This window comes from Klebsiella sp. RCJ4, assembly GCF_009025755.1.
Taxonomy (GTDB): domain Bacteria; phylum Pseudomonadota; class Gammaproteobacteria; order Enterobacterales; family Enterobacteriaceae; genus Klebsiella; species Klebsiella michiganensis.
In genome coordinates this window covers 216,006-232,432 of record NZ_WCIN01000029.1, presented here as the reverse complement: position 1 = coordinate 232,432, position 16,427 = coordinate 216,006, and the positions used below count along the sequence as shown (strand labels likewise).

The following is a 16,427-nucleotide window of genomic DNA, read 5'->3' as shown; positions in this document are numbered from 1 at the left end:
GCGCTGAGCATGGACGCAGTACAGAAAGCCAAATCCGGTCACCCGGGTGCCCCGATGGGTATGGCTGACATTGCCGAAGTCCTGTGGCGTGATTTCCTGAATCATAACCCGCAGAACCCGTCATGGGCCGACCGCGACCGTTTTGTCCTGTCCAACGGCCACGGTTCCATGCTGATTTACAGCCTGCTGCACCTCACCGGTTATGATCTGCCGATTGAAGAGCTGAAGAACTTCCGTCAGCTGCACTCTAAAACGCCGGGTCACCCGGAAGTCAGCTACACCGCGGGCGTGGAAACCACCACCGGTCCGCTGGGGCAGGGTATTGCGAATGCGGTTGGTATGGCCATCGCGGAGAAAACTCTGGCGGCGCAGTTCAACCGCCCGGGCCACGACATTGTTGACCACTTCACCTACGCGTTCATGGGCGACGGCTGCATGATGGAAGGTATCTCTCACGAGGTATGTTCTCTGGCCGGTACCCTGAAACTGGGCAAGCTGGTGGCGTTCTATGACGACAACGGCATCTCCATCGACGGTCACGTCGAAGGCTGGTTCACCGATGACACCGCGAAGCGTTTTGAAGCCTACGGCTGGCACGTGGTGCGCGGCGTTGACGGTCACGATGCTGACTCGATTAAACGCGCGGTAGAGGAAGCGCGTGCGGTTACCGACAAACCGTCCCTGCTGATGTGCAAAACCATCATCGGTTTCGGTTCGCCGAACAAAGCCGGTACCCACGACTCCCATGGCGCGCCGCTGGGCGACGCGGAAATCGCGCTGACCCGCGAAGCGCTCGGCTGGAAACACCCGGCGTTTGAAATCCCGTCTGAAATCTATGCCCAGTGGGATGCCAAAGAAGCCGGCCAGGCGAAAGAGTCCGCGTGGAACGAGAAATTCGCTGCCTACGCCAGAGCCTTCCCGCAGGAAGCCGCCGAGTTTACCCGCCGTATGAAAGGCGAGATGCCGGCTGATTTCGACGCGAAAGCGAACGAATTCATCGCGAAGCTGCAGGCTAACCCGGCGAAAATCGCCAGCCGTAAAGCGTCCCAGAACGCCATTGAAGCCTTCGGCCCGCTGCTGCCTGAGTTCCTCGGCGGCTCCGCTGACCTGGCGCCAAGTAACCTGACCCTGTGGTCCGGCTCTAAGGCCATCAACGAAGACGCTGCCGGTAACTATATCCACTACGGCGTGCGTGAATTCGGTATGACCGCGATTGCCAACGGTATCGCCCTGCACGGCGGTTTCCTGCCGTACACCTCCACCTTCCTGATGTTCGTCGAGTACGCGCGTAACGCGGTACGTATGGCGGCGCTGATGAAGCAGCGTCAGGTGATGGTCTACACCCACGACTCCATCGGTCTGGGCGAAGACGGCCCGACGCACCAGCCGGTTGAGCAGGTGGCTTCCCTGCGCGTCACCCCGAATATGTCAACATGGCGTCCGTGCGACCAGGTGGAATCCGCCATTGCGTGGAAATACGGCGTGCAGCGTCAGGACGGCCCGACCGCGCTGATCCTCTCCCGTCAGAACCTGGCGCAGCAGGAGCGTACCGAAGAGCAGCTGGCGAACGTCGCCCGCGGCGGCTACGTGCTGAAAGACTGCGCGGGACAGCCGGAGCTGATCTTCATCGCCACCGGTTCTGAAGTGGAGCTGGCGGTTGCCGCTTACGAAAAACTGACTGCCGAAGGCGTGAAGGCGCGCGTGGTTTCCATGCCGTCCACCGACGCGTTCGACAGGCAGGATGCCGCTTACCGTGAAGCCGTGCTGCCGAAAGCCGTCTCTGCGCGCGTGGCCATCGAAGCGGGTATCGCCGACTACTGGTTCAAATACGTGGGCCTGAACGGCGCGATCGTTGGCATGACCACCTTCGGTGAGTCTGCGCCGGCGGAGCAGCTGTTTGAAGAGTTTGGCTTCACCGTGGACAACGTGGTCGCGAAAGCGAAAGCGCTGCTGTAGTCCTTTCCCCCTTCCCGGGGGCGGCGCGGTAAAGCCGCGCCTTGCCCGGGCTACGGGGCCAGCGCGGTCGGGTAGTCCGGACCGGTGCGCGGCACCGCCAGCGGGAAAAGAATCTGGCTTCACCGTAGACAACGCGGTTGCCAGAGTAAAAGCACTGTTGTTATTTTCGACCGTTAAAATCCGGCCCCTCATCGCTGTCTGGTGGGAGGGCCGTTATAATGTTGATTGTCTATTTCACATATATGTAACGTTGTGATTAACAAAACAGTATCAGACAGACATTTGTGGCATGTTTCTTCACTCGGACAACAGAGAAGGAATAACACCATGGCCACTGAATATGTTGACTACCTGATCCTCGGCGACGAGCATCACGGCGAAATCCACAGGGATATTAAAAGCCACTCTCTCCGGGTCCGTTCGAAATACGCCGCCTGTTCCGTCCGGGGAGATACCTCTGCCGAGCAGCCAAAAATGGTGAACTACAATGTCCATGAATATCCGGCGCAGGATGGGCGATTTTATCTGGTGGCGACCAACTACCCGCTGGCCGATTTTGACGTTGAAGACGCGCTGGTTAAATCAAGAATTCATCCGTTGAGAAGCTAGAAACGCACTTCCTGAAGCGGTCGGGTAAGCACCATGCTACCCGACCTGTGAGGTGATTAACGACCCGCTTTCAGCTTCTGATAATACTCTTCATAAAGCGTACTGGCGCTGCCGACATCGTTCTGCCATTCGCCTTTCTGAATCGTTGCGGCGTCCGGGTAGAGCGATTTATCGTTGGCGATTTCCGGGCTTAGCATCTTCCGCGCGGCAAGGTTTGGCGTCGGGTAGCCGATAGTTTCCGCTACCTGTTTGGCCACTTCCGGGCGCAGCAGGAAGTTGATCAGCTTCAGCGCGCCATCGACGTTTTTGGCGTTTGCCGGAATCGACAGGCTATCCATCCAGAAGATGCCGCCTTCTTTCGGCCACACCACTTCCAGCGGCGTACCGGCCTGACGCGCAACCCACGCGGAGCCGTTCCATACCATGCCGAGGTTGACCTCGCCTTCCATATACGGGTTCGCCGGGTTATCGGAGTTGAACGCCGCGACGTTCGGCATCAGTTTTTTCAGCTCGTTATAGGCCGCTTCAATCTCTTTCGGATCGGTGGTATTACCGGAGTAGCCCAGTTTACGCAGCGCGACCTGGAACACTTCGCGCGCGTCGTCGGTCAGCAGCAGGCTGCTCTTATACTCGGGTTTCCACAGATCCGCCCAGCTGGTGACGGTCTTCGGATCGATCTCTTCGCTATTCACCCCAATGGCCGTCGCGCCCCAGATGTACGGAATGGAGTAGTCGTTGTTGGGGTCGAACGGTTTGTTGAGCATTTCAGGGTCAAGATTGCTGAAGTTGCTCAGTTTGCTCTTGTCGATCTTCTGCAGCATGCCCTCTTTACGCATTTTGTCGACGAAGTAGGTGGAAGGCACGACCAGGTCGTAGGCGCCGTCTTTATAGGTTTTGAGCTTGGCGTACATGGTTTCGTTCGACTCGTAGGTCGAATAGATCACCTTGATGCCGGTCTCTTTGGTGAACTGCTCCAGCAGCCCCGGCGGGACATACTCGGTCCAGTTGTAGAAATAGAGCGTTTTGCTATCGTCCGCGTGCGCGGCGCTCATACCGACTGCCAGAGCGCCCGCAGCGAGCAGGTGGCGTGACCACTTTTTCATTTTAACGTCCCCTGAGTTTTATCACGTGCAATTATCTGGCTGGCAATAACCATCACCAGCGACAGAACCAACAGAATGGTCGCCAGCGCATTAACCTCCGGCGATACCCCAACTTTAACCATCGAATAGATCTTCAGCGGCAGGATCTCATAACCCGGCCCGGTGACGAATGAAGAGACCACCACATCATCCATCGACAGGGTAAAGCTCAGCAGCCACCCTGCGGCCACCGCGGGCAGCGCCAGCGGCAAAATGATCTTTCGCAGAATGGTCAGTTCGCTGGCGCCGAGATCTTTCGCTGCTTCCAGCATCCGCACGTCAAAACCTTTCAGGCGCGAAAATACCGTGACCACCACGAAGGGCAGGCAAAAGGTGATGTGGGAAAACAGCAGCGACCAGAATCCCAGCTGAATACCGATCAGCATAAACAGCACCAGCAGCGAAATCGCCATCACGATATCCGGCGACATCATCACCACGAACAGCATCCCGCTGACGAACGGCTTGCCGCGAAAGCGATAGCGGTACAGCGCCACGGCGGTCAGCGAGCCGATAAGCGTAGCAAAGGTCGCCGAGAGCACCGCCATGGTCAGCGAGTGCTGCGCCGCCTGCAGCAGGCTGTCGTTATTCATCAGCAGGCTATACCAGTTGGTGGTAAAACCCTGCCAGTTAATGCCAAAGCGTGAACTGTTAAAGGAGTTAACGATCAGAATAATAATGGGAATATAGAGATACGCGTAAATAGCGGTCATAAAGCCGCCGCGCAGCAGTCGACCGATCATTCCAGTTCCACCTTTTTATTCAGTAAACGCGCCGCGCGCCAGTAAATCAGCAGCATCAGGCCCATCACCAGCGTAAGCGTGATGCTGGTCGCCGCGCCAAACGGCCAGTCGCGGATGTTGAGGAACTGGCTCTTAATCACGTTACCAATCAGCAGGTTCTTCGCGCCGCCCATCAGGTCGGAAACGTAGAACAGCCCCATAGCCGGAAGCATCACCAGCAGGCAGCCGGCGATAATCCCCGGCATGGTCAGCGGAATGATGATACGGATAAAGGTTTGTAGCTTACCGGCGCCAAGGTCTTTTGCCGCTTCCAGCAGCGGGCGGTCGAGCTTCTCGATGCTCGAGTAGAGCGGCATCACCATAAACGGCAGCAGAATATAGACCAGGCCGATAATCACCGCCGAGGGGGTGTACATGATGCGCAGCGGCGTATCGATGATACCCAGCCACAGCAAAAATTCATTAAGGTAGCCCTTGGTGCTGAGGAAAATCTTCAGGCCGTAGATACGAATCAGCGAATTGGTCCAGAACGGCACGATCAGCAGAAACAGCATCAGCGGGCGCACCTTTTCCGGTAGCCTGGCCAGGAACCAGGCGAAAGGGTAGCCGAGCGCCAGGCAGGCCAGCGTCGCCAGCAGCGCCATATTCAACGAATGCAGCAGCACGTCGTAGTAGAGCGGGTCGAGCAGGCGCGCGTAGTTGTCCAGCGTAAAGACCAGCTTGACGAAGTTGGTGTCGTCGCGGGTCAGAAAGCTGGTGGCGATGATCATCAGGTTGGGCAGAAAGACAAACAGCACAAGCCAGCCCACGATGGTGGCGATCGCAACATTCTGGAATTTACTGGTGTTCTTCATCGGCCAGCACAACCTCCCAGCTTTCTACCCAGTTAATGGCCATTTTCTGGTCGAGCGAGTGGTCAAAATCAGGGTCGTCTTCATTAAAGAATTCGCTGACCATCACCATTTTACCGTTTTCCAGTTCAACCACCGATTCCAGCGTCATGCCTTTATAGTTGCGTTCGCGGATATAGCCTATCAGGCCATCGGCGTCATTACTGTCGTGGATCTCGTCCACGCGCAGGTCTTCCGGGCGCAGCAGAACGTTAAGCCGCTGGCCTTTTTCAACGGCGAAGTTGACGTAGATATTGCACTCGCGGCCTTCGACGCTGGCGCGCACCCGCCGATCGTCAATCCGTTCAATGACCGTGGCGCTGAAAATGTTGATTTCGCCGATAAAGCTGGCGACGAACAGGTTTTTCGGTTCTTCGTAGATTTCGCGCGGCGTACCGTCCTGCTCGATTTTACCCTCGCGCATCACCACGATACGGTCGGACATGGTCAGCGCTTCTTCCTGATCGTGGGTCACGAAGACGAAGGTGATGCCGAGCTTACGCTGCAGCGCCTTCAGTTCGTTTTGCATCTGCTTGCGCAGTTTATAATCAAGGGCGGAGAGGGATTCATCAAGCAGCAGCAGGCGCGGTTTGTTCACCACCGCGCGGGCAATCGCCACGCGCTGCTGCTGGCCACCAGACAGCTGATGCGGTTTACGTTGAGCAAACGCTTCAAGCTGCACCATGCGCAGGGCATCGTGGACGCGGGGCGCGATGTCCGCCGTCGGGGTTTTCTGCATACGCAGGCCGAAGGCGACGTTTTCAAACACCGTCATGTGCGGAAACAGCGCATAGCTTTGAAAGACGGTGTTCACGTGGCGGTTTTCCGCCGGGATATGGGTGATATCGTGATCTTCGAGATGGATTTGGCCGCTATCGACGCTTTCCAGTCCGGCGATAAGACGAAGAACGGTTGTTTTACCGCAGCCAGAGGGGCCAAGCAGGGTGAGAAACTCACCGTTGTTGATGGTCAGATTGAGGTCGGAGATAACCGTTTTACCATCAAAGCTTTTGCGAATTCCCGCCAGCTGAACCAGCGGAGAACGCGAACGCGGTTGTGTATTCAATTTTCGACTCTGTCCCATGTAGACGCAGCGGAAAGCTTACCGATGCGGGGTTTGTGGTTAACCACCTTTGGTTTTGCACATAAAATAATAAGGCCGAGCATTCTACGGCAAACGATTGTAATCGCCAATGATTGATGCGCCATGATGAACTACCTTTACAACATTATCGTGTGAAATGTATTAAATTCTCATTTGCCGGGCTAAAAATGACCTGACGCAATATTTGGTTTTTCCGGCTTATCAATAATGTTGTCACAAAAGAAGAGGGTGGCTACATGGATAAATTGCTTGAGCGTTTTTTGCAGTACGTTTCTTTAGACACGCAGTCGAAACCGGGCGTGCGTCAGGTACCGAGCACGGAAGGTCAGTGGAAGCTGCTACGTCTGCTTCAGGCGCAGCTGCAAGAAATGGGACTGGTGAATGTAACGCTGAGTGAGAAAGGGACGATCATGGGCACCCTGCCAGCTAACGTTGAGGGTGATATTCCGGCCATTGGCTTTATTTCTCATGTCGATACGTCGCCTGACTTCAGCGGCAAGAACGTGAATCCGCAGATCGTAGAAAACTATCGCGGCGGCGATATCGCGCTTGGTATTGGCGATGAGGTCCTCTCGCCGGTGATGTTCCCGATACTGCACCAGCTGCTCGGGCAGACGCTGATCACCACCGATGGTAAAACGCTCCTCGGCGCCGATGATAAAGCCGGTATCGCAGAGATCATGACCGCGCTGGCGACGCTAAAGGCGAAGAATATTCCTCACGGCGATATTCGCGTGGCCTTTACCCCAGATGAAGAGGTGGGCAAAGGGGCGAAGCATTTCGATGTTGCCGCGTTTGACGCCTGCTGGGCCTATACCGTCGACGGTGGCGGCGTGGGTGAGCTGGAGTTTGAGAACTTTAACGCCGCGTCGGTGACGATTAAGATCGTTGGCAACAATGTTCATCCCGGTACGGCGAAAGGGGTGATGGTCAACGCGCTGTCGCTGGCGGCGCGCATTCATGCCGAAGTCCCAGCGGACGAAGCGCCGGAAACCACCGAAGGCTATGAGGGCTTCTACCATCTGGCCAGCATCAAAGGCACGGTCGATCGGGCCGATATGCACTACATCATCCGCGATTTTGACCGCAAGCAGTTTGAGGCCCGCAAGCGCAAAATGATGGAGATCGCCAAAAAGGTCGGCAAGGGGCTGCATCCGGATTGCTATATTGAGCTGGTCATCGAAGACAGCTATTACAATATGCATGAAAAGGTGATGGCGCACCCGCACGTGGTGGAGATTGCCCGCCAGGCGATGGTGGATTGCCAGATCGATCCGCAGATGAAGCCGATTCGCGGCGGTACCGACGGCGCGCAGCTCTCCTTCATGGGTCTGCCGTGCCCGAATCTGTTTACCGGCGGCTATAACTACCACGGCAAGCATGAGTTTGTGACGCTTGAAGGCATGGAGAAGGCGGTGCAGGTGATTGTACGCATTGCGGAGCTGACGGCGAAACGAGGCGCATGAAGGCTATAAGCTACGGGCCCGGTGAGGCGTCAGCCGTCACCGGGCAGTCGAAGACTCAGTCCTCAAAGAACCAGTAGCCGCTGTTGACCAGCGCGGCCAGCAGGGCGAGGAAGGAGGGATCTTCCAGCGCATCGCCGAGATGCTCAGCGTTTAGCGTCAGGTGGGTTGCCAGAGCATCCAGCGCCGGACGGTGCGGAGAGTTGATCTTCTCGCCGTTGACGAATACCTCGCCATCAATCCGCAGCACGCGCAGGCCCCCAAGACGCGTCAGCTTATCTCCCTGCTGCAGGGCATCGTAAATTTCATCCGGCTGATACGGTGGCTCCGGCGGCGCCACGTCCAGCTCGTGCCGGGACTGGGTGATAAATTCGCCGAACCACTGCTTAAAGTGCTCCGGCTGATTAATCAGCCCCAGCATCATATCGCGCAGGCGATCCAGCTCCGCGGGCAGAATATCCGCAGGGTGCTCGCGAGACGGTACGTCCGGGTCGGCGTAACGCTGGCTGCCCAGTTCACGCTGCAAAATATAATCAGCAAAGCCGCTGAACAGCTCACGCGCGTTAGGCGCGCGATAGCCAACTGAATAGTTGAGCGAGTTTTCCAGCGAGTAGCCTTCGTGCGGGAACCCCGGCGGAATATACAGAATATCGCCCGGCTCCATCTCTTCATCAATAATGGCTTCAAACGGGTCGACCTGCAGCAGGTCCGGGTGCGGGCAGTGCTGTTTCATCGGCACTTTTTCACCCACGCGCCAGCGGCGGCGGCCGGTACCCTGAATGATAAACACATCGTACTGGTCGAGATGCGGACCGACGCCGCCGCCAGGGACGGAAAACGAGATCATCAGATCGTCGATGCGCCAGTCGGGCAGGGCGCGGAACGGATGCATGAGCGCCGCCGTTGGCTGATGCCAGTTATTGACGGCCTGTACCAGCAGCGACCAGTTATTCTCGCTCAGGTGATCGTAGCTCTCAAAGGGGCCGTGGCTGACCTGCCATTTACCGTCCTGATGACTGACCAGGCGGCTGTCGACTTCGCTCTCCATAGCCAGTCCGGCCAGTTCGTCCGGGCTTAACGGATCGACGAAATTAGCAAAGCCCCGTTTCAGCACCACCGGGCGTTTTTGCCAGTAGCGTTCGATAAAGTCGGGCCAGTTAAGCGTTAATTGATAATCCATATTTATATTCCACAGCAGGTGTCTGTTAGGGATTATAACGGATGCGGCACCAGCATGATGCAGGCGCCGTTAAAAAACCGACTGTTTTAGCTCTCTTTATCTTCCAGGGCCTGGCGACCAAAAATAACTTCCATGCAGGCGCCGCCGAGCAGGCTCTCTTCGGCGAGGATGCGGCCATCGTACTGGGCTACGATATCGCGGGCAACCGAGAGACCGACGCCCTGTCCGGGGCGCAGCGTATCTGCGCGCTGGCCGCGGTCGAACACCGCGCTGCGCATCGCGGCGGGGATCCCCGGGCCATCATCTTCAACCAGAATATGCAGATGGTTGTCGTTGGTCTGCCGGACGGAGACTTCCACAAACTCAAGGCAGTATTTACAGGCGTTATCGAGCACATTGCCCATAACCTCCATAAAATCATTCTTTTCACCGACAAAACTGATTTCCGGGGAGATATCCAGGGTAATGTTCACGCCTTTACGTTGATAGACCTTATTCAGCGCCGAGGTCAGGCTGTCGAGGAGCGGAGCGATGGGATGCAGCTCGCGACTGAGCAGCGAACCGCCGCTGCGCATGCTGGCGCGGTGCAGATAGTAGCCAATCTGCTGCGAGATGCGGCTAATCTGCTCCAGCATCACCGGCTCTGCTTCATTGACGCTCATTTTCTCGCCGCGCATGGAACGCAGCGTGCTCTGCATCACCGCAAGCGGGGTTTTCAGACTGTGGGTGAGGTCGGTCAGCGTCGTGCGGTATTTATCATAGCGTTCGCGTTCGCTTTTCAGCAGGCGGTTGAGGTTGCTGACCAGCCGCGTCAGCTCGCGGGTGGTATTCGGATTGAGCATCTCACGGTGATGCTCCTCCAGTTCGCGCACCTCTTTGGCCAGCGATTCGATAGGGCGCAAGCTCCACCATGCCGCGACCCACAGTAGCGGGATCACCAGCAGCAGGTTAGCCGCGAGGACATAGATAAACCAGCTCCACACCATGTAGGAGCGCTTAAGCTCTACCGGAATGGTGTCGACAACCACGATACTGAGCTGCGGCATGGTGCTGGTGGCCGGATAGATATTGATCGCCACCGAGTGGGTCATTTCGGAGCCATCGTCCTCTTGCCGAATGGCGTCCAGCTGTTGCTGAATCTCATGGTTGTTGTGCTGCAGCATACTGCTGCTGTCAACGTCGGCCTCAATTTCGTGAAAGCCGTTGTTTTTGAGCCAGTCCGGTTGAATACGTTTTACCAGCCAGGGTACGTCGCGCTGTGCCCACAGCAGCTGGCCGCGGGCGTCGTAAATGAGCGTCACCGTGGGGCTTTGCATATTCAGGTTTTCGGGGATATCAACATCGATGGTGTTGTTTTCCCATTTCGCCAGCATATAGAACAGATTGCTCTCGCCGCGCAGCAGGCGGAAGGTGGTTTTATCGAAACTGACGCTATACCCCACCAGCGCGACCATGCCATAGGAGAGTGACAACACCAGCACTACGGCGGCCGTCGCCAGCAGAAAGCGAACGCGTAACGACAGCGGCAGAATATGCCGCAGCACCCCTTTCATCCGCGCAGTTCGAACAGATAGCCCTGACCGCGCACGGTGGTAATCACATCCTGCGGATACTCAGCCTGTATTTTTTTGCGCAATCGTCCCATCAGCACATCGATGGTATGGCTTTCGCGCAGCTCGGCGTCGGGATAGAGCTGCAGCATCAGCGAATCTTTGCTGACCACTTTGCCCCGATTGCGGATCAGGGTTTCCATAATGGTGTATTCAAATGCCGTCAGCTTGATGGGCTGGTCGTTGACCGACAGCTCGCGACGCGACAGATCCACCTGGAAAGGCGGAATGGAGATAACCTGTGATGCCAGGCCGCTATTACGCCGCAGAAGCGCCTGCATGCGGGCGGCAACCTCTTCGATATGGAACGGCTTAGTGACGTAATCATCCGCTCCGGCGCTCAGGACCTCAACCTTATCCTGCCAGCCTTCGCGGGCGGTCAGCACCAGCACCGGTACCGACACGTCGTGGCTGCGCCAGCGACGAATCAGCGAAAGGCCGTCTTCATCCGGCAGGCCAAGATCGACGATGGCGATGTCCGGAACGTGCTCACCCAGATAGTAATCCGCTTCCTTTGCGTCTTCCGCCGCATCGACCTGATGTCCCAGCTCCTGCAGCTGAACTTTCAGGTGGTGGCGCAGCAGAGCGTTATCCTCAACCACGAGTACGCGCATGCCAGTTCTCCATTTTATTTATGATATTGAACAATTTAGCGTTTATTATACACCTTTAATATAAACAGCTGTTAAATAAAGAATTTTATTCGATTTTTTGTACCTCGGTCTCTTGGGCGGTGAGGACAAGTCCATCTTCGGCCGCGGGCGACATCATCGGTATCGGGCGCAGCGTACGTTTATCGATCAGTACGGAATGGGGTTCCCCATGGGCAAACAGATGCAGCTCTCCCCACTGGCGTAGCGCAACGACAACGGGGAACAAACGCTCTCCTTTTGCCGTCAGTACGTATTCCTGATAAGCCGTGCCATCCGAGGCGGATTGCATAGTGAGAATACCTGAGTTTACCAATTTGTGCAGACGGTCAGAGAGAATATTACGCGCCATACCGAGGCTTCGCTGAAAATCGCTGAAGCGGCGTATGCCATCAAAGGCGTCGCGTACAATCAACAAGGACCAGCGATCGCCGATAATATCCACGCTTCGGGCGACGGGGCAGGTTTCGTTTTTCATTTTTTCACGCGTTGGCATGGGCTCTCCGAACGGCCTGGTAAGTAGTTGCATTTTAAAACTTGATGTTCTAGCCTTCAACTGGTTTCATTTTGAAACCAGATAACCAAGGTGGGCATCATGAAAGCGACACTGATATCTCCAGTGCTAAGCGATCCGCAAACGGTTATGCCTCGCAGCCTGGTCTGGCTGTTTGCTATCGCCAGCGGCCTGAGCGTGGCAAACGTGTATTACGCGCAACCGCTGCTCGACGCGCTAGCGCGAGATTTTGCGATCGGCGACGCCGCGATTGGCGGGGTGATTGCGGCGACCCAGATTGGCTGCGCAATGGCGTTGCTACTGCTGGTGCCGCTGGGCGACAGGGTGAATCGCCGCCGCCTGATGGCGACGCAGGTGATTTTACTGATCGCTGCCCTGGCGGCGGTGAGTATGGCTTCCACCGCCGTGATGCTATTGGGCTGTATGCTTGCCGTTGGCCTGCTGGGTACCGCGATGACCCAGGGGCTAATCTCGTATGCCGCCAGCGCCGCCGCGCCCCATGAACAGGGACGCGTGGTGGGCGCTGCGCAAAGCGGAGTATTTATCGGGCTGCTGCTGGCGCGGGTATTCTCCGGGTCGATTAGCGATCTCTTCGGCTGGCGCGGGGTGTACATCTTGGCCGCTTTACTGATGCTGGGCATTGCGCTTCCGCTGTGGCGTCGGCTGCCGGTATTGGCGGCTGCGCCGAACCCTCTGAGCTATCCGCGGCTGTTGATATCCATGCTGGCTCTGCTGCGCCAGGAAAAAGTGCTTCAGGTGCGCGGCGTGCTGGCATTACTGATGTTTGCCGCTTTCAATATCTTCTGGAGTGCGCTGGTTTTGCCATTAAGCGCTCCGCCCTTTCGCTTTTCCCATACTGAGATTGGCGCCCTGGGCCTGGTCGGGGTCATCGGCGCTCTGGCAGCGGGGCGTGCCGGTAAATGGGCCGATCGCGGATATGGGCAGCGCACCAGCGCCGCGGCCCTGGCGATGTTGCTGATAGCCTGGTGGCCGCTGTCGCTGATGGCATGGTCGCCCGCGGCGCTGTTGGTTGGCATTGTACTGCTGGATCTCGGCGGTCAGGCGCTGCATGTCACCAATCAAAGCATGATTTTCCGTACCCGTCCCGAAGCGCATAGCAGGCTGGTCGGTTTGTATATGCTGTTTTATGCGTTTGGCAGCGGTTTGGGCGCGGTCAGTACGACAGCGGTATATGCGCGCGGAGGATGGCAGGGCGTTTGCCTTCTGGGGGCTTCGGTCAGTCTGCTGGCGCTGCTGTTCTGGTTAATAACCCGGGGGATGACGACGAGCAGATGAGGGGGAGGAAAAATAACCCTCTTTCCCGGCGGAAAGAGGGTGGAAAGGTTTACTTCAGTTCGTCAACCATGGTGGTCGCGCGGCCGATATAGTTAGCCGGGGTCATGGCCTTCAGGCGAACTTTTTCCGCTTCCGGCAGCGCCAGGCTGTCGATGAACTGCTGCATGCCTTCGGCATCAACGCGCTTGCCGCGGGTCAGCTCTTTCAGCTTCTCGTACGGCTTCTCGATGCCGTAGCGACGCATGACGGTCTGAATCGGCTCGGCCAGAACTTCCCAGTTGTGGTCCAGTTCATCCAGCAGGCGGTCCTGATTCAGCTCCAGCTTGCTCACGCCTTTCAGGGTGGATTGATACGCGATCAGCGCGTAGCCGATGCCCACGCCGAGGTTACGCAGGACGGTGGAGTCGGTGAGGTCGCGCTGCCAGCGGGAAACCGGCAGTTTGCTTGCCAGATGCTGCATCACCGCATTGGCCAGACCGAGGTTGCCTTCGGAGTTCTCGAAGTCGATCGGGTTCACTTTATGCGGCATGGTGGAAGAGCCGATTTCGCCGGCAATGGTCTTCTGCTTGAAATGGTTGAGCGCGATATAGCCCCACACGTCACGATCGAAATCAATCAGGATGGTGTTGAAGCGGGCGACGCAGTCAAACAGCTCGGCGATATAGTCGTGCGGTTCAATCTGGGTGGTGTACGGGTTCCACTGGATACCCAGCGAGGTGACGAACTCTTCGCTGAACTGGTGCCAGTCGACTTCCGGGTAGGCGGCGATGTGGGCGTTATAGTTCCCCACCGCACCGTTGATTTTGCCAAGAATTTCAATCTGATTCAGCTGACGATACTGGCGCTCCATACGGTAAGCGACGTTCGCCATCTCTTTACCCATGGTGGACGGCGTGGCCGGCTGGCCGTGGGTGCGGGAAAGCAGCGGGATATCGCGATACTGTACCGCCAGCTCCTTAACCGCGTCGATCAGCTTGCGCCAGTATGGCAGGATCACTTCGTCGCGGGCGGTTTTCAGCATCAGCGCGTGGGACAGATTGTTGATGTCCTCGGAGGTGCAGGCGAAGTGGATAAACTCGGAGACCGCGTGCAGTTCTGCCACGTCGACGACTTTTTCCTTGAGGAAATACTCAACCGCTTTGACGTCGTGGTTGGTGGTGCGCTCGATCGTTTTGATGCGCTCTGCATCTTCTACGCTAAAATCGGCGACGATTTTATCAAGGTAACCGTTTGCGTCGGCAGCAAAAGCAGGAACTTCCTTGATCGCTGCGTGCGCGGCCAGTTTTTGCAACCAACGCACTTCTACCTGAACGCGGAATTTCAGCAAACCGAATTCGCTGAAGATACCGCGCAGCGCGCTGACTTTGTCGCCGTAGCGGCCGTCGACTGGGGAAACGGCGGTCAGTGAGGATAATTCCATAGATCACAACTCCGGGGTTAAATGAGCAAGAATTTGTTTTGCCTGGTTAACCAGACGATTACGGGAAAACATCAGCTGCAGACGTCCGCCGCCGACCTGGTGCCAGAGCACCGCGGAGCGAATACCTGCCAGCAGGGCAGAGCGAACCTTCGCCTGAACCTGAGGGCTTTGCAGCACGGCTGGAGAGCCGGTCACCTGAATCCGCGGGCCCAGCGGGCTAATGACATCAACATAGATGCCGGCCATTGCGCTGAGCAGGGTCTCGGATTGCAGATCGAAATGTTCAAGCTGACGGCGCAGGCCACCGATACGGTTGCCGAGGGTATCCATGGCCCCTTTGCTGGCGGCAAGCTTACGCTCGAGCACCATCAGGCTTAGAGTATAGCGGGTGAGTTCGGCGTTCAGTCCCTGGCGACTGCTGGTATTCAGCACGCCAATGAGAGTTTCCAGCCCGAGACGAAGATTGGCTTCACTACCACCGAACACCGCCAGCGTTGAATCCGGGTCGAGGTCGATGATGCTGTTCAGCGACACATGCAGGGCGTCGCTATCGCAGTGCCCCTGGTGCGCCAGTTCCTGAACCAGACGCGCGGCCTGGCAAACGCCGGCCAGCGCCAGCGTAATGTCATAATAATTCTTCGCCACACATTCTCCTTGTAAACCGCCGAATACCCGGTTGAGGCATTCCGCGGCTAATATGTCTGTCAAGCCTGCAGCGGCAAGCGCTGTTCGATAATCCCACCGCCGAGGCAGACTTCGTCGCGGTAAAAGACCGCAGACTGGCCAGGCGTGACGGCGGCAACCGGCTCATCAAAGATCACTTCAATGCGGTCGTCATCCAGCGCTTTTACGCTGCAGGGGATATCGGTCTGGCGGTAGCGGGTTTTCACCGTGCAGCGCAGCGTGCCGGTCAGCGGCTCGCGGTCTACCCAGTGCAGCTGTTGAGCAATCAACCCCACGGACATCAGACGCGGATGGTCGTGGCCCTGGGCGACAATCAGAATATTGTTTTCGACGTCTTTGTCGACCACGTACCACGGGTCTTCGCCGCCGTCTTTGATGCCGCCGATGCCCAGGCCTTTACGCTGACCCAGCGTGTGGTACATCAGGCCCTGGTGCTCGCCAACTTCGTCGCCGTCAACGCTGATAATTTTACCCGGCTGGGCGGGCAGGTAGCGGCCAAGGAATTCACGGAATTTACGTTCGCCGATAAAACAGATACCGGTCGAGTCTTTTTTCTTCGCGGTGATGAGATCCAGCTCTTCGGCGATTTTACGCACCTGCGGCTTTTCCAGCTCTCCTACCGGGAACAGGCTTTGCGCGATCTGTTCGTGGCTGAGAGTATAAAGGAAGTAGCTCTGGTCTTTGTTACCGTCGAGGCCGCGCAGCAGCTGGCTCTTGCCGTTAACGTCGGCGCGGCGCACGTAGTGCCCGGTGGCGATGTAGTCAGCGCCGAGGTCTTCTGCGGCAAATTCGAGGAAGGCTTTAAATTTAATTTCTTTATTGCACAGAATATCCGGGTTCGGCGTGCGGCCGGCTTTATATTCTTCAAGGAACAATTCGAATACGTTGTCCCAGTATTCTGCGGCAAAGTTGACGGTGTGAAGTTCAATTCCCAGCTTATCGCAAACGGCCTGCGCGTCGGCAAGATCCGCCGCTGCGGTGCAGTATTCCTCGCCGTCGTCCTCTTCCCAGTTCTTCATGAACAGGCCTTCCACCTTATACCCTTGCTGGAGCAGCAGGTAAGCGGAAACTGAGGAATCAACCCCGCCGGACATGCCGACGATCACTTTTTTCTGGCTTTCTGACATTGGAATACTCACTACATTGAACTTCGAGGCGGCGTATT

15 protein-coding genes are annotated in these 16,427 nt (G+C 56.9%); 4 read left to right on the top strand and 11 right to left on the bottom strand.

Going from position 1 to position 16,427, the window contains the following annotated elements; genetic code table 11:
* Both tkt and F8562_RS10800 read left to right on the top strand, forming a co-directional pair.
* Positions 1 to 1,956 (top strand): transketolase (gene tkt / locus F8562_RS10805; RefSeq protein ID WP_151891905.1); only part of this gene is annotated, 1,956 nt, incomplete at its 5' end.
* A 327-nt stretch (positions 1,957 to 2,283) separates the two neighbouring features.
* On the top strand, positions 2,284 to 2,565 hold the full coding sequence (locus F8562_RS10800; RefSeq protein ID WP_014228867.1) for a hypothetical protein: 282 nt from the start codon (positions 2,284 to 2,286) through the stop codon (positions 2,563 to 2,565).
* A gap of 56 nt (positions 2,566 to 2,621) precedes the next feature.
* Here the strand turns inward: F8562_RS10800 and potD are convergent, their stop codons facing one another.
* From potD to potA, 4 genes are read right to left on the bottom strand one after another with little or no spacing between them, the layout of a single operon-like run.
* Positions 2,622 to 3,668: a spermidine/putrescine ABC transporter substrate-binding protein PotD gene (gene potD / locus F8562_RS10795; RefSeq protein ID WP_014228868.1), complete on the bottom strand. Its 1,047-nt coding sequence runs from the start codon at positions 3,666 to 3,668 to the stop codon at positions 2,622 to 2,624.
* Positions 3,665 to 4,450: a spermidine/putrescine ABC transporter permease PotC gene (gene potC / locus F8562_RS10790; RefSeq protein ID WP_004849960.1), complete on the bottom strand. Its 786-nt coding sequence runs from the start codon at positions 4,448 to 4,450 to the stop codon at positions 3,665 to 3,667. Before potC ends, potD begins: the two co-directional genes overlap by 4 nt.
* Positions 4,447 to 5,304 carry a spermidine/putrescine ABC transporter permease PotB gene (potB, locus tag F8562_RS10785; RefSeq protein ID WP_004849963.1) on the bottom strand — a complete coding sequence of 286 codons (858 nt, stop codon included), beginning with the start codon at positions 5,302 to 5,304 and terminating at the stop codon, positions 4,447 to 4,449. The genes potC and potB overlap by 4 nt, the downstream gene beginning before the upstream one ends.
* Positions 5,288 to 6,424, bottom strand: coding sequence for a spermidine/putrescine ABC transporter ATP-binding protein PotA (potA, locus tag F8562_RS10780; RefSeq protein WP_014228869.1), 1,137 nt, complete (start codon positions 6,422 to 6,424; stop codon positions 5,288 to 5,290). The genes potB and potA overlap by 17 nt, the downstream gene beginning before the upstream one ends.
* Positions 6,425 to 6,681: 257 nt before the next feature.
* On the opposite strand from potA, the gene pepT reads away from it, so the two are divergent.
* Positions 6,682 to 7,911, top strand: a complete 1,230-nt coding sequence (pepT, locus tag F8562_RS10775; protein WP_014228870.1) for a peptidase T — start codon at positions 6,682 to 6,684, stop codon at positions 7,909 to 7,911.
* 55 nt (positions 7,912 to 7,966) lie between these two features.
* Here pepT and F8562_RS10770 read toward each other — a convergent pair whose 3' ends face one another.
* The 4 genes from F8562_RS10770 to F8562_RS10755 all read right to left on the bottom strand — a co-directional run bounded on the left by F8562_RS10770 (position 7,967) and on the right by F8562_RS10755 (position 11,844).
* Complete coding sequence (locus tag F8562_RS10770; RefSeq protein WP_004849969.1) at positions 7,967 to 9,088, bottom strand: cupin domain-containing protein; 1,122 nt, start codon at positions 9,086 to 9,088, stop codon at positions 7,967 to 7,969.
* A gap of 86 nt (positions 9,089 to 9,174) precedes the next feature.
* The gene (gene phoQ, locus F8562_RS10765) at positions 9,175 to 10,641 is read right to left on the bottom strand and encodes a two-component system sensor histidine kinase PhoQ (protein ID WP_004849971.1); all 1,467 of its coding nucleotides are present in this window, start codon (positions 10,639 to 10,641) and stop codon (positions 9,175 to 9,177) included.
* Positions 10,638 to 11,312, bottom strand: coding sequence for a two-component system response regulator PhoP (gene phoP / locus F8562_RS10760; protein WP_004101181.1), 675 nt, complete (start codon positions 11,310 to 11,312; stop codon positions 10,638 to 10,640). Before phoP ends, phoQ begins: the two co-directional genes overlap by 4 nt.
* 85 nt (positions 11,313 to 11,397) lie before the next feature.
* A complete protein-coding gene (locus F8562_RS10755; protein ID WP_014228871.1) occupies positions 11,398 to 11,844 on the bottom strand; it encodes a winged helix-turn-helix transcriptional regulator in 447 nt (148 codons plus the stop codon).
* A gap of 99 nt (positions 11,845 to 11,943) precedes the next feature.
* Here F8562_RS10755 and F8562_RS10750 point away from each other — a divergent pair, with 99 nt between their 5' ends.
* A complete protein-coding gene (locus tag F8562_RS10750) occupies positions 11,944 to 13,158 on the top strand; it encodes an MFS transporter (RefSeq protein WP_014838106.1) in 1,215 nt (404 codons plus the stop codon).
* Between the two features lie 49 nt (positions 13,159 to 13,207).
* Here the strand turns inward: F8562_RS10750 and purB are convergent, their stop codons facing one another.
* From purB to mnmA, 3 genes are read right to left on the bottom strand one after another with little or no spacing between them, the layout of a single operon-like run.
* On the bottom strand, positions 13,208 to 14,578 hold the full coding sequence (gene purB / locus F8562_RS10745; protein WP_014838107.1) for an adenylosuccinate lyase: 1,371 nt from the start codon (positions 14,576 to 14,578) through the stop codon (positions 13,208 to 13,210).
* Positions 14,579 to 14,581: 3 nt separating this feature from the next.
* Positions 14,582 to 15,223: a high frequency lysogenization protein HflD gene (hflD, locus tag F8562_RS10740; protein ID WP_004131471.1), complete on the bottom strand. Its 642-nt coding sequence runs from the start codon at positions 15,221 to 15,223 to the stop codon at positions 14,582 to 14,584.
* Between the two features lie 59 nt (positions 15,224 to 15,282).
* Positions 15,283 to 16,389 carry a tRNA 2-thiouridine(34) synthase MnmA gene (gene mnmA / locus F8562_RS10735; protein WP_004849976.1) on the bottom strand — a complete coding sequence of 369 codons (1,107 nt, stop codon included), beginning with the start codon at positions 16,387 to 16,389 and terminating at the stop codon, positions 15,283 to 15,285.
* Between the last annotated feature and the right edge of the window lie 38 nt (positions 16,390 to 16,427).